This window comes from Staphylococcus sp. mip270_02 (assembly GCF_054031535.1).
Window position 1 is genome coordinate 1,399,238 of sequence record NZ_CM132934.1, and the last position, 25,106, is coordinate 1,424,343.

Consider the following 25,106-nt stretch of genomic DNA (forward strand, 5'->3'; position numbering starts at 1 on the left):
AATCATGTTATAATATTCTAGTGAATAGTAGAGGAGGAAGTATATGAGACATTGGACTGCAACCCGATTAGCAAAAATGGCTAGGCAAGCGAGTAGAGCTGCCGGTAAAAAAGGCACAGATTTGCCAGGTCAAGTTGCTAGAAGAATAGATAAAAATATATTACGAAAATTAGCTTCTAAAGTTGATGAGATTGTCTTTATTAGTGGTACAAATGGGAAGACTACAACTTCGAACTTAATCGGTCATACATTAAGAGCTAATGATATAGAAATCATACATAATAATGAAGGTGCAAATATGGCTGCAGGTATAACATCAGCCTTTATTTTGCAAAATAACAAAGATACAAAAATTGCAGTTATTGAGATAGATGAAGGGTCAATTCCAAGAGTGCTTAATGAAGTAACACCGACAATGATGGTTGTTACGAATTTCTTCCGAGATCAAATGGATCGTTTTGGTGAAATCGATATTATGGTTAATAACATAGCAAATGCAATCAATAATAAGGGAATTAAGTTGCTATTGAATGCGGATGATCCATTTGTTAGTAGATTAAAAATAGCTAGTGATACAGTTGTTTATTATGGGATGAAAGCACATGCACATGAATTTGAGCAAAGTACAATGAATGAAAGTCGTTATTGTCCAAACTGTGGTCGATTATTACATTATGATTATGTACAATATAATCAAATCGGGCACTACCATTGCGAATGTGGATTTAAACGTGAAGATGCAAAATACGAAGTATCTCAATTTACGCTTACACCATTTATTAATTTAGATGTAGGAACAACTACATTTAATATGAAAATAGCTGGTGATTTTAATGCATATAATGCGATAGCAGCATACACAGTTTTAAGAGAATTAGGCTTAGATGATGAAGGTATACGACAAGGTTTTGAAACTTATACTTCGGACAATGGGCGTATGCAGTATTTTAAAAAAGATAGTAAAGAAGCAATGATAAATCTTGCGAAAAATCCTGCTGGAATGAATGCAAGTTTATCTGTGGGAGAACAATTAACTGGTAGTAAAATTTATGTGTTGAGTTTAAATGATAATGCAGCAGATGGTAGGGATACATCATGGATATATGATGCAGACTTTGAAAAGTTAACTAGACAACAAATTGAAGCAATTATTGTTACAGGTACACGTGCTGAGGAATTGCAATTACGATTGAAACTTGCTGGTGTTAACGTACCGATTATTTTGGAAAAGGATATATATAAAGCAACAGCTAAAACAATGGATTATAAAGGAAGTTTCACCGTGGCCATTCCAAATTACACTTCACTTGCACCAATGCTAGAACAATTAAACCACTCATTTGAGGAGGTCAAAGTGAAATGAATGAATTAACTATTTATCATTTTATGCCAGACAAATTAAATTTATATAGTGACATAGGTAACATTATAGCACTAAAGCAACGTGCCAAATTAAGAAATATTAAATTGAATGTTGTAGATGTTAACGAAACAGAAGGTGTTACATTAGATGAGTGTGATATATTCTTTATTGGCGGTGGAAGTGATAGAGAACAAGCCCTTGCAACAAAAGAGTTGAGTAAAATTAAAGAAATTTTAAAAGAAGCGATAGAAGATGGAATGCCAGGTCTAACAATTTGTGGAGGATACCAATTTTTGGGTAGTAAATATATTACTCCTGATGGTACAGAACTTGCGGGCTTAGGTATATTGGATTTTTATACAGAATCACAAAAAGAGCGTCTTACTGGTGATATCGTTATACAAAGCGAGACTTTTGGCACAATTGTTGGCTTTGAAAATCACGGCGGTCGCACATATCATCCATATGGTACATTAGGCAAAGTAACACATGGTTATGGTAATAACGATGATGAAGCAGCAGAAGGTATCCATTATAAAAATTTATTAGGTACGTATTTACATGGCCCAATTTTACCAAAAAACCATGAAATTACAGATTACTTATTAGAGAAAGCGTGTGAGCGTAAAGGTATAGAATTTGAGCCGAAGCAAGTGGATAATACAGAAGAAGAAGCTGCTAAAAGAGTAATTGTTGAGCGTGTACAAAAAAATAATTAAATTTAAAGACTTTACGATAAATGTTTTGAATAAAGTGTATTAAAAATTTATGTTAATACGATAGCATGATTTACTGTTGATGCAAAAGAGTGGTACAGAAATTATTTTTGGCTTAAATAATTTCTGTACCACTCTTTTTTATGTATAATTATTTGAAAAAATGAAAGCATATAGATTGTAATTATAATGTTATTAAGCGAAACGATGATCTAATATGCGATATATTAATAGAATTTCATAAATGATGTGACTTTTAATTTGGTTTTCGTCAAATTCATCTAAACCTTTGACTGATGTCTTTAGCAATGAAGCATGGCGTGGTTGGCGTTCAAAATGTCCAGTAGCATAGATGTTATTTATACTATGTGCAATATAAAGGATAGCCAATTTTTCCTCATGTGTAAATGTTACTTTAGTATCTTTTGGTAAGTAGACTAAATTTGATAAATGAGTTATAAATAATCTATTTGTGTGTGATCGAGTAGTTAATGATTTTAATCGTAACCAATCGGAGTCATTATGCTTATGGTAACTAAGTTCATCTTTTTGGTAAGCTAGTAACATTTCCACTTTTTGATTAATGTCAATTAAAGCATTTAACTGGCGATAAGGTGCGTTTTTGGTAAATTTACCAAGTAAGAGTTGACGCATCCTTAAATTAAACAGAGCATACATTTTACGTTCTGAAGTATTAATTGAAGATTCTAATTGCTCATAATACTTTGGCGGTAAAATTATAAAGTTTACAAGGCCAGCAGTTACAAGGCCAATGATAGCCGTTAAAAGTCTGGAAAAGAAGTTAAAGAAATAAGCATCGTGAATGCCTGGAATCATAGCCATTGCTGTCAGCGTTGCCACTGTTGTACCTACGTGTAAATTTAATTTTGTACACAAAATAATTGTAAATGTTGCACTAAAAGCATAGGCAAAAGGTGATTGGTCACCGAAGATAAATGTAAATACTACGGCAAATAAAGCACCAATAATTGTTGCTGGCAGTCTTCGATAGCCTTTTTTTAGAGAAGCTTTAGCAGTCGGTTCAATCGTAACAATTGCTGTTAAAATTGCAAAAATAGGGTTTAAGTCTAAAGCTAAGCAGAAAAATGCTGTTAAAAATGTAGCTAATCCTGTTTTGATTGTTCGTGCACCAATAATCTTTTTATACCAAATGTCATTCATAGAAAAACTCCTAATGGTGTGCATAGTAGTCAAATCAACATGAAATATTAAAAGTAGTCATGTCATTCGTTCCATAAAATGTTAAACTATACATGTTAAAATTTTCTAATTTATTATATCAAAAAAATTCTGCTATAATAAGGGTGAATATAATATATATAAAGGAACGGGATAATATGATCGTAAAAACAGAAGAAGAATTAACAGCTTTAAAAGATATTGGTTACATATGTGCTTTAATAAGAGATGAAATGCAAGCTGCCACTAAACCAGGCGTAACTACTAAAGAGTTAGATGATATAGCAAAAGTATTATTTGAAGAACATGGTGCAATCTCAGCACCTATTCACGATGAAAACTTTCCAGGTCAAACATGTATCAGTGTAAACGAAGAAGTTGCTCACGGTATTCCTGGGAAGCGCAAAATAAACGAAGGTGATTTGGTAAACATCGATGTGTCAGCCTTAAAAAATGGTTATTATGCGGATACAGGAATTTCATTTGTTGTTGGTGAAGCTGATAATCCATTGAAACAAAAAGTTTGTGACGTAGCACTAGAGGCTTTTGAAGCAGCGATGACAAGAATTAAACCCGGTGCAAAGCTTAGCCAAATCGGTAAAGCAGTGCATGCGACTGCACGTAAAAATAATCTTACTGTAATTAAAAACTTAACTGGTCATGGTGTTGGACAATCATTACATGAAGCACCAAATCACGTGATGAACTATTACGAACCAAAAGATAAAACTTTACTAAAAGAAGGTACAGTCATAGCAGTAGAACCATTTATTTCTACAAAAGCAACATACGTTACTGAAGGGAAGAATGAATGGGCGTTTGAAACAAAAGACAAAAGTTTTGTGGCTCAAATTGAACATACTGTCATTGTGACAAAAGATGGACCGTTATTAACTACTAAAATAGATTAGATAGTGTTTCGGTCTAAAGTCCTAATATAAGATGGTTCCGGAGCCTATATTAAAGGTTCCGGATAATTTTTATAATAGAAGCTAATCAATCATGAGGTGATTCTATGAATTATATTAAGACTTACTTAGAAAAAATGACAAAAAACACTTTCTATACTAGTTTAGTAGAATATAGACAGTATTTAGATAAAAAATTAAGAAGTATTGAAATGTACATAAATTACTTAATCGAAAGAAAAATTTATGTAGAGAAATTAATTGATAATTTAACTTTATCATTAGAAAATAAGTATATTGATATGATAGATGAAGATTACATTTATTGTGCTCAAGAGATTGAGGATATCGAAATAGATAGAATAAAAAATGATTTAAATGAAATGGAAGCAGACTACGCTCGAATCGAATCCGATCTATCACAACAAGCAGTTGAAAGAGCAAATATCGAAACTGAGTGTGATTTAATCGAACGCATTAGTTTAGTCGCTTGAAGAAAGGTGGCGAAACATGACTCATAAATATATATCGACAGAGATGCTTATTGTTTTTACAGCATTGATGATTATTGCCAATTTTTACTATATTTTCTTTGAAAAAATTGGCTTTTTACTTGTTTTATTACTTGGTTGTATTTTAGTTTATGTAGGTTATATTTATTTTCATAAAGTACGTGGGTTACTCTCGTTTTGGATAGGGATATTGTTGATTGCATTTACGCTGCTGTCTAATAAATACACGATTATAATCTTGTTTGTATTTTTAATAGTACTTATTGTGAGATACATTATATATAGATTTAGACCTTTAAAAATAACCGCTACTGAAGAAGAGGTCGATACGCCAGACTTTATAAAGCAAAAATGGTTTGGTGAACAACGTACGCCTGTATATGTATATAAATGGGAAGACATACAGGTACAACATGGTATTGGAGACATCCATATCGATATGTCGAAAGCAGCAAATATTAAAGAGAATAATACTCTAGTTATCCGTCATATTATTGGGAAAGTACAAATTATCGTCCCATTGAACTACAATATAATCTTGCATTTCACGACACTATATGGCAATGCCTATGTAAATGAGACATCTTATAAAGTCGAGAACAATAATATCAAAATTATTGAGGAAACTAAAGAGGATAACTATGCTGTGAACATTTATGTTTCGTCCTTCTTAGGTGATGTTGAGGTGATTTATAAATGAATCACTATATTAGAGCAATAGGTTCAATGTTGATATTAGTTTATAGTACATTTTTTGCCATATTTTTTATTGATAAAGTATTTGTTAACATCATGTACTTTCAAGGTATGTTTTATACGCAAATATTTGGTATACCCGTCTTATTATTTTTAAATCTAATGGTTATTTTACTCTGTATTATTGTAGGTTCTGTATTAGCTTATAAAATAAACCAGCAAAACCATTGGTTAAAAGACCAAATAGAAAGGTCAATAGAAGGGCAAACTGTAGGTATAAATGATCAAAATATAGAATTGTATAACGAAACCATTGAGTTATATCAAACGTTAGTCCCTTTAAATCAAGAAGTACATAAATTAAGGATGAAAACGCAAAATTTAACAAATGAATCATATAATATTAATGATGTAAAAGTGAAAAAGATTATTGAAGATGAACGACAAAGGTTAGCACGCGAACTACATGATTCGGTGAGTCAACAGTTGTTCGCAGCTAGCATGATGTTATCAGCGATAAAAGAAACAAAATTAGAAGCACCATTAGATCAACAAATTCCAGTACTAGAAAAAATGATACAAGATTCTCAGCTAGAGATGAGAGCTTTATTATTACATTTAAGACCTTTAGGTTTGAAAGATAAATCACTTGGTGAAGGTATTAAAGATTTGGTTGTAGATTTACAGAAAAAAGTACCGATGAAAGTTATACATGATATAGAAGAATTTAAAGTACCTAAAGGTATCGAAGATCATTTGTTTAGAATCACACAAGAAGCTATATCGAATACGTTAAGGCATTCGAAAGGAACTAAAGTGACTATAGAGTTATTCAATAGAGATGATTATTTATTATTGAGAATACAAGATAATGGTAAAGGCTTTAATGTAGATGATAAAGTAGAACAAAGTTATGGCTTGAAAAATATGCGTGAACGTGCACTTGAGATTGGCGCAACGTTTCATATTGTGTCATTACCTGACGCAGGTACCAGAATTGAAGTTAAAGCCCCATTAAATAAGGAGGATTCATATGCCGATTAAAGTTTTATTTGTGGATGACCATGAAATGGTCCGAATTGGAATATCTAGCTATTTATCAACACAACCAGATATTGATGTTGTAGGAGAAGGGAAATCCGGAAAGGAAGCAATTGAAAAGGCACACCAATTGAATCCAGATTTAATATTAATGGATTTACTAATGGATGATATGGACGGTGTTGAAGCAACTGAACAAGTTAAAAAAGATTTACCTCATATGAAGGTAGTCATGCTTACGAGTTATATAGAAGATAACGAAGTATACCGTGCGCTTGATTCTGGTGTAGATAGTTACATTTTAAAAACAACGAGCGCTAGTGATATTGCAGAAGCAATAAGAAAAACCTATAATAATGAATCGGTTTTTGAAGCAGAAGTTTTAGTTAAGATGAGAAATAGGATGAAACAACGTGCAGAATTATATGAAATGTTAACAGAGCGTGAGATGGAAATCTTATTATTAATTGCAAAAGGCTACTCAAACCAAGAAATAGCAAGCGCCTCACATATTACAATTAAAACCGTTAAAACACATGTAAGTAATATTTTGAGTAAATTAGAAGTACAAGATAGAACACAAGCTGTTATTTACGCTTTTCAACACAACTTAATTCAATAAGTTACAAAGTATTTAATAAATAAAGGCTAAAACAGAAACGTAATCATTTAATACGTTGTGTTTTAGCCTTTATTTTTATATAAAGATGAGCCAAGTCAGTCATAATTAGTATATTAAGTTAGTAGGACTTGTGCCTAAACTACAGCTCAAGTAATCACTTTATAACTATTAAGCTAGTCATTTTTTGCGGATAAGAGCGACGAAAAATTTTTATAAATTGGATTTTTATCTCGCTACCATAACTAAAGGTATTATATTGTTGTTAAAATTTATTGATTATTTTCTTTGCTATTATTAGAATCAGTAGCTAAATTTACATCTTCTGAATTAGATTCTTGTCGTTCAGATGATGTATGATTTTGTTTGATTTCTTCAAAAGTTTGTTCTTCAGGTGTCTTACCAACAACAACTTTTCTTTGATGAAAAATGGCATTGATTTCAGCACCTATAATGATAATAAAACCAGTGATATATAACCAAAGCATCAATATAATAATACCAGCGATACTACCGTACGTTTTAGAATAATTGGAAAAATTAGATATATATATACCAAATAAGTATGAACCAGCTAAGAAAACGATAGTTGCAAAGATAGCGCCAGGTATGACAGACATTAACTTAATTTTAACATTTGGTGCTAAGGTATATAAGACCATGAATGCAATCAAAACTACAATTACTGGAAGTACATAACGTATCGTGTCAAATATCCATTTCACTTGTTCGCCTAGACCGAGTGGGCCGAATAATAAATCGCCAATTTGTTGACCGAATGTCGGTAATACCAGTGCTACTGGCATAACAATTATCATAGCTAATGTAAACAAAACACTAAATAATTTTGAAACAACAAAATTTCTACTATCTTCAACATCGTAGGCAACGTTAAATGAATTCATTAATGCAGTCATTCCATTAGATGCTGACCACAATGCTAAGATTAAACCTACAGATAAAATACTACCACTAGCATTACTCATGATATCGCCGATGATATCAGCTACCTGTGAAGCATAAGTAGGTGGCACATGATCTTTAATCATATCTCTAATAGTAGATTGTTTTACACCAACTACAGGAACTATTGATAGTAAAAATAATAGCATAGGGAATAGGGATAACATGAAGTAATAAGACAGTTGGGCTGATAAACCAGATGCGTCATCTTTTCCTATTCTATATACCAAATAAGAGAAAAAATTAGAATCTTTGGTATATTTTGCTGGTTTGTTAATACGTGATACAAAGAACGCTTGATTGTCCTTTTTGGGTGATTTTGATTTGAATTCGTCAGGTGTAATATATGTACGATCACGTTTAATCTGTTCACCATTATTTTCGTTTGAGTCCTTCTTTTCCATCTCTTTAGCAGAATTTAAAAAGTTAGAATTAGTTTTTTCTTTTTTAGACATATCAAAACTCCTTATGTATTTATATTTTTAATATACTTTAAAATGATAATAAGGTAAATATGTGTTGCAATATTCTTACTGTAAAAATGAAATGAATAATTCTAGATAATATTGTAAATTATAAAATAATATAAAAAGGAGCGAGACAGAAATCAAAATTTTAATCTGATTTCATGTTTCGCCCCGAGTTAGAGTGATTGATATCTAAAAAAATAAAATGACTAATACTTAGTATTTAAATATCAATTATTACTGTGTATGGAATTACTATAGAATTACAAACTTGCAATTTTAGTTTGTTAATGATAATAAATAACATACAATGTAATACCTCATGTTTATTTCAGAAACTGCATTAGCTGTTTAAACGATTGTTTTTACGTTCGACAAATGTGTTTTTAGCTTCTTTTATTGAGCGTTCCAATTCAGGATTATTGCGTCTGATTTCTTCAACAACATCTTTCCAATAAAATACTTCATCTTTTATATTATTAAGTGCAGATGGTTTTTGAGGACGGTTGCCTTCTTTTCTATCTTTAATAGACTGCTTTAAAGACTGTCTTGTTGATTTGTCTGCTAATGTTGCTGCACCTCCGATGATGGCACCTATTAATATTCCTGGAATTAATTTGTTTTGCATTATATTTTACCCCTCTCTTAAGTTTGCATCTTTAATTATAAAATTAATTAAATTATCACAAGATGATTGTACCATTTTATAAACACCTTCGAAATTATTTGTATAATAAGGGTCTGGCACATCAGTTTCGTCCATATCACTAAAGTCTAACAATTTGTATAATTGACCTTTAATGTTTGGATTGATTTGTTTAATGTTATCTACGTTACTTTGATCCATTGCAATGATATAGTCAAAGTCATCATTAGGCTGAAACAATTCGCTAATCATACCATTGAATGGTATGTTATGCGAGTTTAGAATTGCTTGAGTCCCTTCATGAGGAGGTTCTCCTAAATTCCATTTCCCTGTACCTTTAGAGGATACATTGATATCTTGAATGTTTCTATCTAGTAATTTTTGTCGCATAATGGCTTCTGCCATAGGCGAGCGACATATGTTACCTAGACACACGAATGCTACAGTTGTCATATGAGTACCTCCAAATTTATATAATCCTCATTCCCATTTTAAAGCTTTTTTAATCATTTCTAAAGGGGGAATTATGATAAAAGTTTTACAAGGTAATTAAATTTGATAAAATGAGAAAAAAAGAGGTGAATAATTTGGCAAATAATAATGAGCAAATGATAGACGAAATAAGAGGACGCTTAAATCTTGTGAATCAAAGCGTGATTGATCCAGAAAAGTTTAAAACAGCGAATGAGCAAGAAATTCGTGAAATTTACGATTATGTTACATCAAAGGCGTCATTTACGCCAAGTGAAGCATCAGCTATTGCAGAGGCACTTGGTCAGATTCGTCAATAGAAATGGAGTGAGTACATATGACTCAATTACAAGATAAACTTAAACAATATGCCGAACTTTTAGTAGGTGTAGGTATGAATGTTCAAAAAGATCAACCAGTATTTATTCGTTCGAGCGTTGATGCATTGGAGTTAACACATTACATAGTAGAAGCTGCTTATCAACGCGGTGCCTCTGACGTTAAAGTCGAATATAGTGATGATAGATTGTCACGCTTGAAATTTGAGTATGAGACAGTAGAACATTTTGAGAAAAATGAAGTTAAATCATACGAAGTTGAACAACGCATGGATTATGTTAAAAGAGGTGCAGCGAATCTTGCGTTAATTACTAAAGATCCTGATTTATTAAGTGGTATAGATGGAGATAAATTATCCGCATTTCAACGAGAATATTCAATGGCATATAAAGGATATATGGAAGCGAGTCAAAAAAATCAATTTCCTTGGTGTGTAGCAGCATTTCCATCTAAATCATGGGCAAAACGTGTCTATCCAGAACTATCTGAAACAGACGCATACTGTAAATTTATTGATGAAGTGCTAGATATTGTGCGTGTAGATGGTAATGATCCAGTTACGAATTGGCAAAAACACGTAGACAATTTAAGTCAACATGCTAAAAGGTTGCAACTTAAAAACTATAAAGCTTTTCATTATGTGTCAGAAGGTACAGATTTAGAGATTGGTTTACCTGAAGGGCATATTTGGGAAGACGCTACGAGTTATACAAGTGAAGGACAAGCTTTTGTAGCTAACATTCCTACAGAAGAAGTTTTCACTGCACCACATCGATTGAAAGTTAATGGCTATGTTACGAATAAATTGCCTTTAAGTCATAATGGCAATATTATTGATAATTTCACGTTAACATTTAAAGATGGTGCTGTAGTTGACTTTAAAGCTGAAAAAGGCGAGTCAGTATTACGCGACTTATTAAATACTGATGAAGGTGCAAAACGTTTAGGAGAAGTAGCGCTTGTACCTGATGATTCACCGATTTCAAACAGAAATACGATTTATTATAATACATTATTTGATGAAAATGCTTCATGTCATATTGCTTTAGGTGCGGCATATGCTTTCAATATTGAAGGCGGTACAGAAATGACAACAGATGAAAAAATAGAACACGGACTTAATGACTCATTGGTGCATGTCGATTTTATGATTGGTAGTCGTGATTTAACTATTTATGGTATTACACAAAATGGTGAAAAAGAACTAGTGTTTGAACAGGGAAATTGGGCAAAATAAGATATAACGGTTAATAAATAAATTTACAGTGTTTTGATGTCATTTCAGAACACTGATTTTTATTAGTTCAAAGCAAAGGAATGGATTATATTATGGGAAATGTAAAGCGTAAGTCAATGTCAGAATCAAGAAGTATTAAGGAACGACAAGTATTTCCGCAAGATACAAACCATTTGCATACAATGTTTGGAGGCATGTTGATGGCAAATGTGGACGAAATTTCTGCAATAACAGCAACGAAACATAGTAATTCTCAAGTAGTAACAGCTTCAACAGATTCTGTCGATTTTTTAAAACCGATTAAGACTGGTGATATTGTGTCCTATGAAGCTATGGTGTCATATGCAGGACAATCATCTATGGAGGTTTGTGTACAAATCATTATAGAAGATATTATAAGAAATGAGCGTCATTTAGCAGCGTTAAGTTTCTTAACTTTTGTTGCACTAGATGCGGATGGTAAACCACAAGAAGTACCTCAAGTTTATCCAGAGACACAAACTGAAATGTGGTTTCATGACACGGCGCTTGCACGAGTGAAACGTAGAAAAGAACGTAGAAATGAAAGTAAAGAAACCATAGCTTTTTTAGCAAATGCTCAAAATATGAAATAGTGATTGGCACAACGAAATCTAATATAATGATAAAAAAAGCGGCTAGGACCTTTAATGGTCCTAGCCGCTTTTTTTATCATATTAGTATAACTCGAGTTTCGTCCTATTTTTATAATTGAATTAAAACAATTACGATACATATGATTAGTATTTAAAGCATTGTATGTAATGAGTGCATATCTTTTTCTTTTTCTTTAAAATCAGTGTTTGGATAATACATGTTTTTTACAAGAACATTAGGACCAAGACAACTAAATGATGAACAATGACAATTGAGAGATTGTGCGAGTGAAGAGTTTAACCAATGGTTAAATACATCGGGTAATTTATCATTTTTAATATTTGAAATAGTGCCGTTTTCGTCTCCAAAATCTGTGACAATTACATTACCTGTAAACACATTAACATTTAATCTGTTTCTACCATCCGGGTCATTGCGCATTGTGACATTTGGCGTATCGCGCAAACGTTGAAGCAACGCTTGGTCATTTTCGTCATTAATACATGGATAAATTGGTAGCGTACCAAATAGCATCCATAAGTCTGGATCACGTAAATCTAAAAGATGATGTATCGCTGCTTTCATGTCTTTAAGTGATAATACATCCAATTGACTCGCAAAATCTGCAGGATACATCGGATGAATTTCATGTCGTTGACATTTCATATCATTAACGATTTCTTTATGAATCTTTTCAAGATATGGTACAGTACTTTGATTTAACATAGTTTCAGCTGAAACAAACATACCTTGATCAGAAAGAGTGCTAGAATTTGTAAGCATCTGATCATATAATTTAAGTTTTGCTTTTAAAGGCGGTTGCTTATCCATGGCTCCGAAACCAACGTCTGTAAATTCATCGATGGTACCCCAATTGTGGGAAATGTGCATAACATCTATATATTCAGCGATATCTAAATAGCGATCTAATGGTAATGTAAGATTTGAATTCATTTGCGTGTAAATACCACGGTCATAAGCGTATTTTAATAATGGTTTAACGACATTTTTAATAGATTTCTTAGAAAACATAGGTTCTCCACCGGTAATTGACATTGTTTTAAGATCTGGTATTTCATCCAAACGACGATAAATTAAGTCCATAGGCAGTGGATCAGGATCGGCTGTTTGCAATGTATAACCAACAGCACAGTGACTACAACGCATATTACATAAATTGGTCGTAGTAAACTCTATATTACTTAACGTTAAACGCTTGTGTTCTTGCATGTCATTGTAAGCTTCCCAAGGGTCATTGTTTAGTGAAATTGGTTTTTTTGACTTAGTAGTGTGTAGATTTAGCATAAATTAAACTTCCTTTTTATTAACTTTGTACTTAGGATAATTGAAAATAAATGAATTTTAGTAATTGCATCATAGCATAATAAATAAATGAATTTAGTGAGTAGTAATGTGATTTATAAAATAATGTATGTATGATTTTTTGAGGTATGGAAACATAAAACAAATCAAACATTCAATTTAATATTATTAAGACTATACCAAAATTTGTCAAATCCATGTTAGGATATAACTATCATAAAAAAAGGAGTCATTTTTAAAAATGGATGAAAATCAAACGATTGATCAAATAAAGGCTAGATTAGAAAAATTTATCGATGACATTGACCATGTTAATCCAGATGAAGTCAAAGTGGAAGATATTGATGAGTGGATTGGCTTACTCGATCAACTAGAAGAAAAAGTTAAAACTGTTTCAAGCACTTCTGACTCAAACAACGCATAAGTAAATGAAAATAAGAAACTATGTTTAAATCCTAGTTATTTAGTCTATATAGTATGTAGAACTTAAATAGAGAAAGGTGATTATACATGGCGAAAAAAGTAGCGATCATAGTAACGAATGAATTTGAAGATAGCGAATTAACAAGTCCTAAAGAAGCAATTGAAGAAGCAGGACATGAAACAGTTGTAATTGGCGATGAAGCAAATAGTGAAGTAGTCGGTAAACACGGTGAAAAAGTTACAGTAGATTTGAGTATTGCAGATGCTAATCCTGAAGATTATGATGGATTATTAATTCCTGGTGGATTTTCACCTGATCACTTGCGTGGAGATTCTGAAGGTAGATATGGCACATTTGCGAAATACTTTACTAAAAATGATGTTCCAACCTTTGCAATTTGCCACGGACCACAAATTCTAATAGATACTGATGACTTAAATGGTCGTACACTAACTGCAGTATTAAACGTCCGTAAAGATTTGGCTAATGCCGGAGCACAAGTTGTCGACGAATCTGTAGTGGTAGATAAAAATATCGTTACAAGTCGTACACCAGATGATTTAGATGATTTTAATAGAGAGATTGTGAATCAACTTAACGACTAAGAGTAACACTAATTAAATAAAATAGTGGTTTAATTTTCCATTACTGGAAAAACATATGATAACGCATATTAATAAGTGATATTTTTTAATTTATCATGAAATAATATGTAAGTGTCTCTGTTTTTCCAGTTTTTTTATGGAAATGTAAGTTATTTTATGTGGCTTAGTTATAATGTAAAACTTCATGTTGAGTATGGCATACACCCTTGGACTGATTTTTACAATTAGCTCTAGATAAACATTTAAACTATTGATAAACTCACTTATAATGATATGAGAGCAACATAAAGGAGCTACCGCATGAAAAGAAGCGATCGATATAAAGAAAATAAACAATATAAAGCAAAAGGTTCGAATATACCGCACCACAATACTTACTCACAACCTGTTAGTAAGCCAAAGAAAAAGAAAAAAGGCATCGGGTTGTTATTTAAACTATTAATGCCAATTATTCTCATAATAGGGGTTTTTATAGGTGCAATGTATGCTCTGTCTTTACGAGCAGATGTTGATGAATTAAAAACAATTGAAGACAAAGAAAGCTTTGTTTCTGCTTCAAATATGCCTGATTATACAAAAGGCGCATTTATTGCTATGGAAGATGAACGATTTTATAAGCATCATGGATTTGATTTCAAAGGAACTTCAAGGGCACTTTTTTCAACACTAAGCGATAAAAGTGTTCAAGGTGGAAGTACCATCACCCAACAAGTAGTGAAAAATTATTACTACGATAATGAACAGTCTTTTACTAGGAAAGTCAAAGAATTATTTGTCGCTCATAGAGTAGAAAAAAATTATGATAAAAATGAAGTGTTAAGTTTTTATATGAATAATATATATTTTGGTAGCAATCAGTATACTGTAGAATCTGCAGCGAATCATTATTTTGGGGTAACAACAGATAAGAACAACCCTAATTTACCACAAATATCAGTTTTACAAAGCGCGATCTTAGCAAGTAAAATTAATGCACCAAGTGTGTATGACATAAATGATATGTCAGGGAATTTTATTAATCGAGTTAAAACAGATTTGGAAAAAATGAAGCAACAAGATTATATAACAAATGAACAATATGAAAATGCTATACAAGAATTAGGTGTTTAACTAAATAAAGCAGCAATATGATAACTAGTACCAAAAGGATATCATATTGCTGCTTTTCTATATTTTGGAGAAAGTATATGCAAACTGTTTTATGTTGTTCGTACTAATATTCGTTTGAATTTATGATATATTCATAAAATTTTTTACGTTATTAATGTTATAATTTAGTAATACATATTATGAATTAAAATTAATTTTAAATATGCTAGACACTATAATTCCATTAATAAACAATATAAGTTATCCTAATAAGTGGAGTGAGGATTATGCCTAAAATTACTAAAATAGAAGTTCAGAAAAAGAATAAAGAGCGCTTTAATTTATATTTAGATGGCGAATTTGAAATGGGTATAGATATGGACACGTATATTCATTTCAATTTAAAAAAAGGCCAAATTGTCGAAGCGCAAGATATGGAAAAAATTCAAAATTATGATCAATATAGACAAGCTGTAAATACAGCGATTCAATATATATCTTATCGGAAAAGAACAGATCATGAAGTTATACAACATTTACAAAAAAAAGAAGTTTCAGAATCTGTAATAGCAAAGGTAATAGAATACTGTCATGATCAACGTTTGATTGACCATAACGATTACGCTAATAGCTTAAAAAACACTATGATTTTAACTACTGACAAAGGTCCAGGTATATTCAAAGAAAAATTACGTGAAGCTGGTGTCGAGCAAATTATCATAGATGATTATGTAGACAAATATGAAGCAGAACAACCATTAGAAGCGGTTGTTAAAGTAGCGAATAAGATTTTAAAGCAAAAAAAAGGTCCAGTAGTAAAGAGAAAAGAAAAATTAACTCAGTCATTAATGCAAAAAGGATACTCATTTGAAAAAATTAAAGAAGTTATAGATGAATTGGATTTTTCTCAGCCAGAAGAAGAATTAGATGGTTTATTACAACAAGAATTAGAGAAAGTATATAACAAACAGTCTAGAAAATATTCGGGCAGAAAATTGATTAATAAAACGATTGAAGGTCTCATGAGAAAAGGCTATAAATATGATAAAATTAAAGGTAAATTAGAAGAGAGTGGTATTGTCGATGGAACAGAAGAAATTGAGTGAAATGAGTGAAATAGAATTACGTCACGAAATTCAAGGTTACAAAGAAAAAATGAGAAAAGCAGAAATGAATGGTATTTTAAATGAATATGATGTCTATCAAAGTAAAGTTATAATTGCAGAAAGCTACTTAGTTGATAGAACAAAAATTGAACTAGGAAAAATATACAAATTAAATGATGGTACAGGAAACTATTTTAAAGTTGAAAGATTAAAAGGTGTATTTGCATGGGGCTTTAGAATTAAAAGTGCAGAACCTGAAGAAGGTTTACCTATTGCATTATTAAAATTATAGAAGGATGAAGATAGGATGGGTAGTTCAATTATATTAAAGTTACTGAATGTAACGCATTATTATAGAAATAGAAAATCCAAAAAATGGTATCAACCCTTTGGTTATGATGCAGAAGATATAGAATTGAATAATATTAACCTACATATCTATCAAGGTGAAGCCTTAGGTATAATTGGTGAAATCGATTCCTCTAAATCATTGATAGGTCGTTTGTTGAGTGGTGAAATCAAACCAGATAAGGGTAAAGTTGTGAGAAAGACAGATATGTTTTTCGCGGATATCGAAGATAAATCGTTGTTATCTTTATCGGTAAGTGATTATGTAAAAAATGCAATTACATTATTCCAATACAACACTTCTGAACATAAAGTAGAACAAATAATAAAGTTTTCACATCTTCATGATGTAACAAATGCACCAATTAACTCTCTAACCGATCAACAGTATGCTCAATTGCAATTTACGTTAGCTAGAACGTCTAAAGCTAGCATTATTATCATGAATCAAATCTTACATAATTTGGATGAAAGTTATTTTGAAAAAGCAATTGAATTAACAGATGAATACATAAATAATAACTTAACAATAGTTATGATAGATGATGATATAAATCGTATTTCAAGAGCTAGTAATTATTTAGCATGGATTTCTCACGGACAATTAAGAATGGAAGGTTCAATCAAACAAGTATTGCCTATGTTTAAAGAACATGAAAAGGATAGACAATCATTAAAGAGTGAAGAAGAGAAAGATAATTTTGATGTGGACTGGAAAAAAAGTAGAACAAGAATTCCAGAATTGACTTACAATTTTAGAAGAATTGAACGTTATAAACATGCGAAGCCACCTGTTGCATTGGTTCGTTTTTGGACTTTGTTTACGGTTTTCTTTATGGGTCTGTTATTTATGGCATTATTGATGTTTAATGATTTAGGTAAACTTGAGATTGGTGAAAATCAAGACCAGGCTTCTATTCAAAATCAACAGAAAAATCCATATGAAGAGAAATTGGCGTATGGCATTGTATTAAATGATGCTGTTAATTTAGAGAACATGAAAAATGGTAAGAAAATGAATGCAGATCAATATTCATTCGTCACTATCACTGGTGAAAATTCTAAAAACTACCGTGTTGTTGTAGATAATACCAATTATAAAATTGCCAAAAATAAATTACGCTATTTTGACCCAGCGGGATTATTTGAAGAGCATAGCTTGAAATCATTATCACCGTATATGCATACAAATTATAGTAATTACAATGAGTTTTTTAACAGTCATTTGCATAAAAAGCATAATAAAGTAACAGACTCACTTGTACCTGAAAACGGGAAAGATAATCGCTTTAATGTACCAATTGTACAACAACCAATTGCTATGATTTTTGACGATCAAAATAAATTAACTGGTTTCACTTTCCCTATTAAAGATAAAAAAGAATTGAAAGATAAATTTGATATTGAAAATAATTTCTGGATTACTAAATCAGGCGATGGTTTTTTCATGGCAGATTTAAAGAATAATAAATGGATTTATATTGAATTGTAGGTGTAAAAGATGATTGATAGTATGATTAGCTATTTTAAAAATACGCCATATTTAATGAAACATGCATATCATCGTTTGAAGTCAAAGTGGATGTGGTTAGTAATACCGTTTATGGTAAGCATTGCTATGTTACTTATAATGATGTTGATATTTCATTTAAGTGGTACTGAAGAAATTAAGCAAGCACGTGGTTATTTTAGATTATCTTCATTAGTCTGTTTTGTGTTTATTTGGGTTGCGATATACCAAAGCTATAACACATTTAAAGACGATTATTTTATAGTGAAATTATTTAATTTAAACCCTATTTACCAAAATGTTCTTATTGCGATTGTTACAAGTATAACTATGTTTATTACACTCATAATTATTATCTTAGCAACGCCTGTTAATATTGAAAGTTCTATTTATTCGGCATTATTTTATGTTGTTATGACTATGCTGTTTATAGTAGTTATATCTACTCTTTTAGGTTTAATTTCAATCATACAAAGTAAAGTTGATATCATATTCTATGTTGTTACATTCATTATGTTCTTTACTGTACCAATTATTTTTATTCCTAATAGTGACACCTCTATATGGTCGCATATTTTAATGTTGAACCCTTTGTTCTATTTGGTTGAAGGTATTTCACAATCTGTAGTGTTAGGCGCATTGAGTTTGAATAATATTCCATATCATTTATATTTTGTTTTGTTTTTAGCAATTATGTGTGTATTTATCTATGCATTGTATAGAATAATAGCATATAAAAAATATGTTTACGCGGAATCACTTTCAAATAAGGAAGAGACAACACAAGAAAACCAACAAAATGAAGAAGAACAACATACACCAGAATATTAAATGTATAACCTTAATAGTATGAAAAATTCAAATTATAAATGATTTCTAATTTAAAGTATTATTTTCGTTGTTTTAAAAATAATATTTGTAAATGAAACAGAAAACTGGAGGCAACCGTTAAAAAATAACGTGTGCCTCCAGTTTTATTAATGAAATATTGATTTTTACTTTGCAAATAATTTACGTTGTAATTTATCTTCGCTAAATACCCAACCAATGTATGAATGGTCTATCTGCATATTTTTATCTAAGTGAGCAATAGCAACAAAAGAATAGTGACCATTTTTTAAATAGCGTAAATCAACTAGCCTTATTTCAGTAGTACCATCCTCTAATTTTTTGGCTTGCCAACGATAAATAGAGGAAAAATTAAGGAAAGTTCTTATGTTTTTATCATTTTTTACATATTGCATTAAATCATCATTAGGAAATGACTGCCGTTTACCTTTATCACTGAAGACTATATTACGTCCATAACTTCTTCCTACATAATCGTGTTTTTCAGTTTGAATAGCAACGCGCCATTGCATAAAACGAATAGTTGGTGCTACAAAAACTTTTACAGGATTATGTTCTTGCTTGATTTGTTTCAATGCTTGTTGTTTAATTATCGCTTGCATTCTAAAACGTATCATATAATATACTACAAGAATAGCGATGATAGGGAAGAAAGCGACATATGGATGGATACCAATTAGCCAAAATAATATTCCTACGCACCATAATATGAAAATAATAGGATCAAAAGTATTGATTACGCTTAACTGAATCCATTTATTAGTAATGGGTCTAAGGGCTTGCGTACCATAAGAATTGAAGATATCAACAAATACATGAAGAAATACAGCAAGTTGAGCCCATAACCAAACATGTGTGGTATCTACATTTTTAAAAAATGTGAAAATGAAAAGTGTGATTAATAAAGGCCATAGAATTGTAAAAGGTATTGAATGTGTTATCCCTCTATGATTGGATATATAAGTAGCATTATCTTTTAATTTAAAAACCGTGTCACCATCAGGTATTAATGAACCAACTACTAACGTTGTAGCTGTTGCTGCAAAAGAACCAGCCATAGCTGGGTCTTGGGTAGCTAATGCAGTGAGTCCGATACCCATGACTATATGTGTTCCTGTATCCATAAGTATTCACTCTTTTCATGTCAATATTATATTCATTATAATCGAATATGCATAATTTTAAAAATAACATACTATGTTAATCATAAAAAACTTTTACTAAACTAAAGAAAGAGATGTGGAAAATGTTTAATGAACAGAAATTTAAAAACAATCTTGTAACATGGTTTGAAACCAATCAACGTGAAATGCCATGGAGAGAAACTTCAAATCCTTATTATATCTGGTTAAGTGAAGTCATGTTGCAACAAACACAAGTAAAAACAGTTATAGATTATTATCATAGATTTATTAACCGTTTTCCTACAATTGAAGATTTAAGTAATGCAGAAGAAGATGAAGTGCTAAAGTATTGGGAAGGTTTAGGTTATTATAGTAGAGCGAGAAATTTTCATACTGCAATTAAAGACGTCCATGAAAACTATCGTGGACAAGTGCCTAATTCACCAGAAGTATTTGGTGAATTGAAGGGCGTGGGACCGTATACACAAGCCGCAGTGATGAGTATTGCATTTAATTTACCTTTAGCAACTGTAGACGGTAATGTCTTTAGAGTATGGTCAAGGTTAAATAATGATACTAAAGATATTAAATTGCAATCAACAAGAAAAGCATATGAAAAAGAATTACAACCATATGTTGAACAAGATTCTGGTACATTTAATCAGGCTATGATGGAATTAGGAGCTTTAGTTTGCGCCCCTAAAAATCCACTGTGTTTATTTTGTCCTGTACAAGAGAATTGTGAAGCATTTGAAAAAGGGACTGTCGAGGACTTGCCTGTAAAAACAACAAAAATTAAAAAGAAACATGTAAAGCAACATGTATACATTGTTAGAAATGAAGATGATCAATTACTAATAGAAAAAAGAATGCAGAAATTGTTAAATAATATGTGGGAATTTCCAATGTATGAGGCGGATGAAGCAGAAAATATTAATACGAAACTAAATACAAATCTTCAATTTTCCCAAGCACCTATTTATAAATTGAAACATCAATTTACTCATATTACATGGGATATTGAAGTATACTTAGCGGATAAAGTAATTAATAAAATGGATGTTAATTTGCCTGAAAATATGACATGGATGCACGTTAATGAGAAAGAATTGTTTAATTTTCCTGTGAGTATGTCGAAAATATTTAAATTCATTTCAACACATGGTTAGACTCGTTGTTGAATCCATACTTATGTTATAATTTATATTGTGAAATTAAGAAAAGGTGGTGTGGAGCATGGTAAAAGAATCCATACCTAAAGAAGGTCAGACAATTAAGATTCAAAGTTATAAACATGATGGTAATATACATCGTGTTTGGTCTGAAACTACTATATTAAAAGGTACGGAACATGTTGTAATTGGTGGAAATGATCATACGCTTGTTACTGAAAGTGATAGTCGCACATGGATAACTAGAGAACCAGCAATTGTTTATTTCCATTCTGAATATTGGTTTAATGTTATATGTATGTTTAGAGAAGATGGTGTGTATTATTATTGTAACTTGTCATCACCGTTTGTTTGTGATGAAGAGGCGTTAAAATACATTGACTATGATTTAGATATTAAAGTTTATCCAAACGGTAAGTATCATTTATTAGATGAAGATGAGTATGAACAGCATATGAGACAAATGAATTATTCTTCAGATATCGATGTGATTTTAAGACGTAATGTTGATATTTTACAACAATGGATTGAACAGAAGAAAGGTCCGTTTGCTCCCGATTTTATAAAAGTTTGGCGTGAACGATATAAAAAAATTAGAAATTATTAAGCACATTTAATGTTTTTAATTACATTATCATTTATAGTGATATGCGTATGAGCTATTTAGGCATGGCAAAACATGTTTGATATAAATAATCGTATGCGCGCGAATGAAATGATAAACAAACCAAGATAACGCGTTTACTACAGCCTCGTTGATAGCTCAATGTAGGCTGTTTCATTTGCTATCAAGTTTGGGGGAGGAATGAAATATATGATTCGTAGATATTTACAATTTGTAAAACCATATAAATGGCGAATCATTGCTACGATACTTGTTGGTATTTTAAAATTTGGGATTCCGATGTTGATTCCATTATTAATAAAATACGTTATTGACGATATTATTAATAATAATTCAATTTCGGTAGAAGAGAAATTTACAAGATTAGCTATTGCTTTGGGGATTGCAGTGTTTATTTTTGTAATTGTACGACCACCAATTGAATTTTTAAGACAATATTTAGCACAGTGGACAAGCAATAAGATTTTATATGATATACGCAGAAGACTTTATAACCATTTACAAGCATTAAGTGCTAGATTTTATGCAAATAACCAAGCAGGACAGGTTATATCTAGAGTAATCAATGATGTCGAGCAAACAAAAGATTTTATTTTAACAGGATTGATGAATATTTGGTTGGACTGTATCACCATTGTGATTGCACTTTCCATTATGTTTTTCTTAGATGTTAAATTAACACTAGCAGCACTTGTGATTTTCCCGGTGTATATACTAACTGTTTACTTTTTCTTCGGTCGTTTAAGAAGTTTAACTAGAAAGAGATCACAAGCATTAGCGGAAGTTCAAGGTTTTTTACATGAGCGTGTACAAGGTATGTCTGTTATTAAAAGTTTTGCCATTGAAGATAATGAAGCGCAAAATTTTGATAAACATAACCGTAATTTCTTGCAAAGAGCATTTAATCATACACGTTGGAATGCTTACTCCTTCTCAGCGATTAATACAGTAACTGATATAGGGCCGTTAATTGTTATTGGCTCAGGTGCATTTTTAGCTATCAATGGCTCAATAACTGTTGGGACATTGGCTGCATTTGTCGGCTATTTAGAACAATTATTTGGTCCGTTACGTAGACTTGTATCTTCATTTACAACATTGACACAAAGTTTTGCTTCAATGGACCGTGTTTTCCAATTAATGGATGAAGGTTATGACATTAAAAATAAAAAAGGTGCATTACCAATTGAAATTAATAAAGGTCATATAGAGTTAAATGATGTAAGTTTTAAATATAACTCAGAAGAGTCAACAATTTTAAATAATATAAATTTAGAAATTAATCAAGGTGAAACTGTGGCATTTGTTGGTATGAGTGGTGGAGGAAAATCTACTTTAATCAATTTGATTCCAAGGTTCTACGATGTAACAGATGGTGAAATAAAAATTGATGGAACCAACATCAAATCATATTTAACTGGAAGTTTAAGAAATCAAATAGGTTTAGTCCAACAAGATAACATCTTGTTTTCAGATACAATAAAAGAGAATATCTTATTAGGTCGTCCTGATGCCACAGATGAAGAAGTAATAAAAGCTGCCAAAATGGCAAACGCTCATGACTTTATCATGGAATTATCTGAAGGCTATGATACAGAAGTTGGAGAAAGAGGCGTAAAACTTTCCGGAGGGCAGAAGCAACGCGTATCTATCGCTCGTATTTTCTTAAACAACCCACCTATTATTATTTTAGATGAAGCTACAAGTGCATTAGATTTAGAGAGTGAATCTATTATACAGGATGCATTAAATATTTTAAGTGAAAATCGTACGACATTGATAGTGGCACATAGACTTTCAACTATTACGCATGCTGATAAAATTGTGGTAGTTGAAAACGGAGAGATTGTCGAAATAGGCACACATGAAGCGTTATTAGCTAAAAGAGGTGCTTATGAACACCTTTATAGTATACAAAATCTATAAAATGCTACTTTTCTGCTGCTGATTTAAATAAATGATATAAAAAAGCCCGAGGTTGTTGTAATAACACAACCTTGGGCTTTTTTTATAAATCGAAATCTTCATCTAAAATATCAATTTCATTATCGTTATTATGATATGAGAAGAAACTGATGCGTAATCTGTCTAAGTGTTCTAGTGTATAGCGATATTCTTCTATAGCAGATATAATTTGCATAATATTAGCATAGGAGTATACCGTTTGATATGGGTTTTTAATTATTTCTTTTTGGAAAGCATCCATAAGTTCTTTTTTCTGTGGATTCTCTATTTGACTATCAAATTGACTGACATCATATTTAGCTTTTTTAGATAGACTTATAAATATTTGTTCATGATATGCAATTAGTGTATCTAGTTCTAATTTAATTTGTAGTAATAACTCATGATTTAAATTGTGTAAATCGTTTTGATAGCGATTCATTTTTTTTAGTACCTCATATGCATGACGAGTACTGCGGACGACTTCTTTAAAAAGAATCTTTTTACGATTTTGCGCATATACTTGTTTTTTAGTAAATGGTCGTTCTTCTTCATAATAACTAAATGTTTGTTCAAGTCTCTTAATACGACCGCTTATTACACCTCTATCTTCTTTAATATGATGATATTCTGATGTATCGTTCAATACGAGTTTAAACCATACAAAAATATCAGAACATATATTCAAGGAGTTGTAATAAATTTTCGATTCAAATTTTGGTGGTAAGAATAATAGATTAACTGTTGAAGAACTAATTACACCAATCATAACTAGTACAAATCTATAAAATGCAGAAACATAAAAATCTCCTGAGTGCTGTCCCATAATAATTAACGCTGTAACACTCGCTAATGTAGCAACATGTGCTAAATTGAAACGGAAAAGTATAGCAATTAAAAGTATGACAGTAACACCCATAATTATGACGTTATCTCCAAATACCGTAACCATTGCTACAGCAAGTAATGCGCCAACGACATTACCAAGCGCTTGGTCAGAAACAGTTTTTATAGATCGAAAAACGCTTGGTTGCATAGCAACGACTGCACTGACTCCAGCGATTGCTTTTAAACCAGCTTCATCAGGTAATAGAGAAGCGATAAACAAAGCAAGTATAATGGCTATACCTGTCTTGAGAATACGGGCTCCTAATTTCAAATGTACCGCTCCTTAATAAATGTATTTATACTTGT

Annotated in this window: 27 protein-coding genes; 20 read left to right on the forward strand and 7 right to left on the reverse strand. The window is 31.3% G+C overall.

Annotation, left to right across the window (positions count from 1 at the left end):
• Positions 1–43: 43 nt before the first annotated feature.
• Both murT and gatD read left to right on the forward strand, forming a co-directional pair.
• On the forward strand, positions 44–1,363 hold the full coding sequence (gene murT / locus ACW5YJ_RS06420) for a lipid II isoglutaminyl synthase subunit MurT (protein ID WP_017723487.1): 1,320 nt from the start codon (positions 44–46) through the stop codon (positions 1,361–1,363).
• Positions 1,360–2,082: a lipid II isoglutaminyl synthase subunit GatD gene (gatD, locus tag ACW5YJ_RS06425; protein WP_017723488.1), complete on the forward strand. Its 723-nt coding sequence runs from the start codon at positions 1,360–1,362 to the stop codon at positions 2,080–2,082. Before murT ends, gatD begins: the two co-directional genes overlap by 4 nt.
• Positions 2,083–2,274: 192 nt before the next feature.
• Here the strand turns inward: gatD and ACW5YJ_RS06430 are convergent, their stop codons facing one another.
• Entirely contained in the window at positions 2,275–3,261 is a 987-nt protein-coding gene (locus ACW5YJ_RS06430; protein WP_426432726.1) for an FUSC family protein, read from the reverse strand.
• A gap of 176 nt (positions 3,262–3,437) precedes the next feature.
• Between ACW5YJ_RS06430 and map the strand changes: the two genes are divergently transcribed.
• The 5 genes from map to vraR all read left to right on the forward strand — a co-directional run bounded on the left by map (position 3,438) and on the right by vraR (position 7,058).
• Positions 3,438–4,190, forward strand: a complete 753-nt coding sequence (gene map, locus ACW5YJ_RS06435; protein WP_017723490.1) for a type I methionyl aminopeptidase — start codon at positions 3,438–3,440, stop codon at positions 4,188–4,190.
• A gap of 104 nt (positions 4,191–4,294) precedes the next feature.
• Positions 4,295–4,681, forward strand: a complete 387-nt coding sequence (locus tag ACW5YJ_RS06440; RefSeq protein ID WP_017723491.1) for a hypothetical protein — start codon at positions 4,295–4,297, stop codon at positions 4,679–4,681.
• A gap of 16 nt (positions 4,682–4,697) precedes the next feature.
• A complete protein-coding gene (vraT, locus tag ACW5YJ_RS06445) occupies positions 4,698–5,399 on the forward strand; it encodes a cell wall-active antibiotics response protein VraT (RefSeq protein ID WP_457338597.1) in 702 nt (233 codons plus the stop codon).
• Positions 5,396–6,439, forward strand: coding sequence for a sensor histidine kinase VraS (gene vraS / locus ACW5YJ_RS06450; protein WP_017723493.1), 1,044 nt, complete (start codon positions 5,396–5,398; stop codon positions 6,437–6,439). The genes vraT and vraS overlap by 4 nt, the downstream gene beginning before the upstream one ends.
• On the forward strand, positions 6,429–7,058 hold the full coding sequence (vraR, locus tag ACW5YJ_RS06455; protein WP_017723494.1) for a response regulator transcription factor VraR: 630 nt from the start codon (positions 6,429–6,431) through the stop codon (positions 7,056–7,058). Before vraS ends, vraR begins: the two co-directional genes overlap by 11 nt.
• A 269-nt stretch (positions 7,059–7,327) precedes the next feature.
• Here vraR and ACW5YJ_RS06460 read toward each other — a convergent pair whose 3' ends face one another.
• The 3 genes from ACW5YJ_RS06460 to ACW5YJ_RS06470 all read right to left on the reverse strand — a co-directional run bounded on the left by ACW5YJ_RS06460 (position 7,328) and on the right by ACW5YJ_RS06470 (position 9,584).
• Positions 7,328–8,473 (reverse strand): YihY/virulence factor BrkB family protein, encoded by a 1,146-nt coding sequence (locus tag ACW5YJ_RS06460; RefSeq protein WP_017723495.1) that lies wholly within the window; start codon positions 8,471–8,473, stop codon positions 7,328–7,330.
• Between the two features lie 355 nt (positions 8,474–8,828).
• Positions 8,829–9,113: a hypothetical protein gene (locus ACW5YJ_RS06465; protein WP_017723496.1), complete on the reverse strand. Its 285-nt coding sequence runs from the start codon at positions 9,111–9,113 to the stop codon at positions 8,829–8,831.
• A gap of 6 nt (positions 9,114–9,119) precedes the next feature.
• Entirely contained in the window at positions 9,120–9,584 is a 465-nt protein-coding gene (locus ACW5YJ_RS06470) for a low molecular weight protein-tyrosine-phosphatase (protein ID WP_017723497.1), read from the reverse strand.
• Positions 9,585–9,718: 134 nt separating this feature from the next.
• Between ACW5YJ_RS06470 and ACW5YJ_RS06475 the strand changes: the two genes are divergently transcribed.
• The 3 genes from ACW5YJ_RS06475 (at position 9,719) to ACW5YJ_RS06485 (ending at position 11,792) form a co-directional block, all read left to right on the forward strand.
• Entirely contained in the window at positions 9,719–9,922 is a 204-nt protein-coding gene (locus tag ACW5YJ_RS06475; protein WP_017723498.1) for a DUF1128 family protein, read from the forward strand.
• 17 nt (positions 9,923–9,939) lie between these two features.
• Positions 9,940–11,178, forward strand: a complete 1,239-nt coding sequence (locus ACW5YJ_RS06480; protein ID WP_017723499.1) for an aminopeptidase — start codon at positions 9,940–9,942, stop codon at positions 11,176–11,178.
• Between the two features lie 92 nt (positions 11,179–11,270).
• Positions 11,271–11,792, forward strand: a complete 522-nt coding sequence (locus tag ACW5YJ_RS06485) for an acyl-CoA thioesterase (RefSeq protein ID WP_017723500.1) — start codon at positions 11,271–11,273, stop codon at positions 11,790–11,792.
• 151 nt (positions 11,793–11,943) lie between these two features.
• Here the strand turns inward: ACW5YJ_RS06485 and yfkAB are convergent, their stop codons facing one another.
• Positions 11,944–13,098: a radical SAM/CxCxxxxC motif protein YfkAB gene (gene yfkAB / locus ACW5YJ_RS06490; protein WP_017722809.1), complete on the reverse strand. Its 1,155-nt coding sequence runs from the start codon at positions 13,096–13,098 to the stop codon at positions 11,944–11,946.
• A 259-nt stretch (positions 13,099–13,357) separates the two neighbouring features.
• Here yfkAB and ACW5YJ_RS06495 point away from each other — a divergent pair, with 259 nt between their 5' ends.
• From ACW5YJ_RS06495 to ACW5YJ_RS06525, 7 genes are all read left to right on the forward strand, one after another.
• Entirely contained in the window at positions 13,358–13,540 is a 183-nt protein-coding gene (locus ACW5YJ_RS06495; protein WP_135092843.1) for an SE1561 family protein, read from the forward strand.
• Between the two features lie 86 nt (positions 13,541–13,626).
• Positions 13,627–14,145, forward strand: coding sequence for a type 1 glutamine amidotransferase domain-containing protein (locus ACW5YJ_RS06500; RefSeq protein ID WP_017722811.1), 519 nt, complete (start codon positions 13,627–13,629; stop codon positions 14,143–14,145).
• 300 nt (positions 14,146–14,445) lie between these two features.
• Positions 14,446–15,255: a monofunctional peptidoglycan glycosyltransferase SgtB gene (gene sgtB, locus ACW5YJ_RS06505; RefSeq protein WP_017722812.1), complete on the forward strand. Its 810-nt coding sequence runs from the start codon at positions 14,446–14,448 to the stop codon at positions 15,253–15,255.
• 266 nt (positions 15,256–15,521) lie between these two features.
• Positions 15,522–16,340: a recombination regulator RecX gene (recX, locus tag ACW5YJ_RS06510; RefSeq protein ID WP_017722813.1), complete on the forward strand. Its 819-nt coding sequence runs from the start codon at positions 15,522–15,524 to the stop codon at positions 16,338–16,340.
• Positions 16,318–16,632, forward strand: coding sequence for a YfhH family protein (locus ACW5YJ_RS06515; RefSeq protein ID WP_017722814.1), 315 nt, complete (start codon positions 16,318–16,320; stop codon positions 16,630–16,632). Before recX ends, ACW5YJ_RS06515 begins: the two co-directional genes overlap by 23 nt.
• A 15-nt stretch (positions 16,633–16,647) precedes the next feature.
• Complete coding sequence (locus tag ACW5YJ_RS06520; protein ID WP_107551933.1) at positions 16,648–18,180, forward strand: ATP-binding cassette domain-containing protein; 1,533 nt, start codon at positions 16,648–16,650, stop codon at positions 18,178–18,180.
• Positions 18,181–18,189: 9 nt separating this feature from the next.
• Positions 18,190–19,029, forward strand: a complete 840-nt coding sequence (locus tag ACW5YJ_RS06525) for a sugar ABC transporter permease (protein ID WP_107551934.1) — start codon at positions 18,190–18,192, stop codon at positions 19,027–19,029.
• Between the two features lie 164 nt (positions 19,030–19,193).
• On the opposite strand, the gene ACW5YJ_RS06530 is transcribed toward ACW5YJ_RS06525, so the two are convergent.
• Positions 19,194–20,171, reverse strand: a complete 978-nt coding sequence (locus ACW5YJ_RS06530) for a metal-dependent hydrolase (protein WP_017722817.1) — start codon at positions 20,169–20,171, stop codon at positions 19,194–19,196.
• A gap of 122 nt (positions 20,172–20,293) precedes the next feature.
• On the opposite strand from ACW5YJ_RS06530, the gene mutY reads away from it, so the two are divergent.
• The 3 genes from mutY (at position 20,294) to ACW5YJ_RS06545 (ending at position 23,894) form a co-directional block, all read left to right on the forward strand.
• Complete coding sequence (mutY, locus tag ACW5YJ_RS06535) at positions 20,294–21,340, forward strand: A/G-specific adenine glycosylase (protein WP_457338598.1); 1,047 nt, start codon at positions 20,294–20,296, stop codon at positions 21,338–21,340.
• A 67-nt stretch (positions 21,341–21,407) separates the two neighbouring features.
• The gene (ntdP, locus tag ACW5YJ_RS06540; RefSeq protein ID WP_017722819.1) at positions 21,408–21,950 is read left to right on the forward strand and encodes a nucleoside tri-diphosphate phosphatase; all 543 of its coding nucleotides are present in this window, start codon (positions 21,408–21,410) and stop codon (positions 21,948–21,950) included.
• A 207-nt stretch (positions 21,951–22,157) separates the two neighbouring features.
• Positions 22,158–23,894 carry an ABC transporter ATP-binding protein gene (locus ACW5YJ_RS06545; RefSeq protein WP_017722820.1) on the forward strand — a complete coding sequence of 579 codons (1,737 nt, stop codon included), beginning with the start codon at positions 22,158–22,160 and terminating at the stop codon, positions 23,892–23,894.
• An 82-nt stretch (positions 23,895–23,976) separates the two neighbouring features.
• Here ACW5YJ_RS06545 and ACW5YJ_RS06550 read toward each other — a convergent pair whose 3' ends face one another.
• Positions 23,977–25,071, reverse strand: a complete 1,095-nt coding sequence (locus ACW5YJ_RS06550) for an FUSC family protein (protein ID WP_017722821.1) — start codon at positions 25,069–25,071, stop codon at positions 23,977–23,979.
• Between the last annotated feature and the right edge of the window lie 35 nt (positions 25,072–25,106).

Excerpts from the sequence above, each read along its gene's own strand:
- ACW5YJ_RS06465 (WP_017723496.1), bottom strand. The coding sequence starts at position 9,113 with ATGCAAAACAAATTAATTCCAGGAATATTAATAGGTGCCATCATCGGA.
- mutY (WP_457338598.1), top strand. The coding sequence starts at position 20,294 with ATGTTTAATGAACAGAAATTTAAAAACAATCTTGTAACATGGTTTGAA.
- ACW5YJ_RS06515 (WP_017722814.1), top strand. The coding sequence starts at position 16,318 with ATGGAACAGAAGAAATTGAGTGAAATGAGTGAAATAGAATTACGTCAC.
- ACW5YJ_RS06520 (WP_107551933.1), top strand. The coding sequence starts at position 16,648 with ATGGGTAGTTCAATTATATTAAAGTTACTGAATGTAACGCATTATTAT.
- ACW5YJ_RS06495 (WP_135092843.1), top strand. The coding sequence starts at position 13,358 with ATGGATGAAAATCAAACGATTGATCAAATAAAGGCTAGATTAGAAAAA.
- map (WP_017723490.1), top strand. The coding sequence starts at position 3,438 with ATGATCGTAAAAACAGAAGAAGAATTAACAGCTTTAAAAGATATTGGT.
- ACW5YJ_RS06545 (WP_017722820.1), top strand. The coding sequence starts at position 22,158 with ATGATTCGTAGATATTTACAATTTGTAAAACCATATAAATGGCGAATC.
- ACW5YJ_RS06485 (WP_017723500.1), top strand. The coding sequence starts at position 11,271 with ATGGGAAATGTAAAGCGTAAGTCAATGTCAGAATCAAGAAGTATTAAG.
- vraT (WP_457338597.1), top strand. The coding sequence starts at position 4,698 with ATGACTCATAAATATATATCGACAGAGATGCTTATTGTTTTTACAGCA.
- vraR (WP_017723494.1), top strand. The coding sequence starts at position 6,429 with ATGCCGATTAAAGTTTTATTTGTGGATGACCATGAAATGGTCCGAATT.
- ACW5YJ_RS06440 (WP_017723491.1), top strand. The coding sequence starts at position 4,295 with ATGAATTATATTAAGACTTACTTAGAAAAAATGACAAAAAACACTTTC.
- ACW5YJ_RS06530 (WP_017722817.1), bottom strand. The coding sequence starts at position 20,171 with ATGGATACAGGAACACATATAGTCATGGGTATCGGACTCACTGCATTA.
- ntdP (WP_017722819.1), top strand. The coding sequence starts at position 21,408 with ATGGTAAAAGAATCCATACCTAAAGAAGGTCAGACAATTAAGATTCAA.
- vraS (WP_017723493.1), top strand. The coding sequence starts at position 5,396 with ATGAATCACTATATTAGAGCAATAGGTTCAATGTTGATATTAGTTTAT.
- recX (WP_017722813.1), top strand. The coding sequence starts at position 15,522 with ATGCCTAAAATTACTAAAATAGAAGTTCAGAAAAAGAATAAAGAGCGC.
- sgtB (WP_017722812.1), top strand. The coding sequence starts at position 14,446 with ATGAAAAGAAGCGATCGATATAAAGAAAATAAACAATATAAAGCAAAA.
- murT (WP_017723487.1), top strand. The coding sequence starts at position 44 with ATGAGACATTGGACTGCAACCCGATTAGCAAAAATGGCTAGGCAAGCG.
- ACW5YJ_RS06480 (WP_017723499.1), top strand. The coding sequence starts at position 9,940 with ATGACTCAATTACAAGATAAACTTAAACAATATGCCGAACTTTTAGTA.
- gatD (WP_017723488.1), top strand. The coding sequence starts at position 1,360 with ATGAATGAATTAACTATTTATCATTTTATGCCAGACAAATTAAATTTA.
- ACW5YJ_RS06525 (WP_107551934.1), top strand. The coding sequence starts at position 18,190 with ATGATTGATAGTATGATTAGCTATTTTAAAAATACGCCATATTTAATG.
- ACW5YJ_RS06470 (WP_017723497.1), bottom strand. The coding sequence starts at position 9,584 with ATGACAACTGTAGCATTCGTGTGTCTAGGTAACATATGTCGCTCGCCT.
- ACW5YJ_RS06460 (WP_017723495.1), bottom strand. The coding sequence starts at position 8,473 with ATGTCTAAAAAAGAAAAAACTAATTCTAACTTTTTAAATTCTGCTAAA.
- yfkAB (WP_017722809.1), bottom strand. The coding sequence starts at position 13,098 with ATGCTAAATCTACACACTACTAAGTCAAAAAAACCAATTTCACTAAAC.
- ACW5YJ_RS06430 (WP_426432726.1), bottom strand. The coding sequence starts at position 3,261 with ATGAATGACATTTGGTATAAAAAGATTATTGGTGCACGAACAATCAAA.
- ACW5YJ_RS06500 (WP_017722811.1), top strand. The coding sequence starts at position 13,627 with ATGGCGAAAAAAGTAGCGATCATAGTAACGAATGAATTTGAAGATAGC.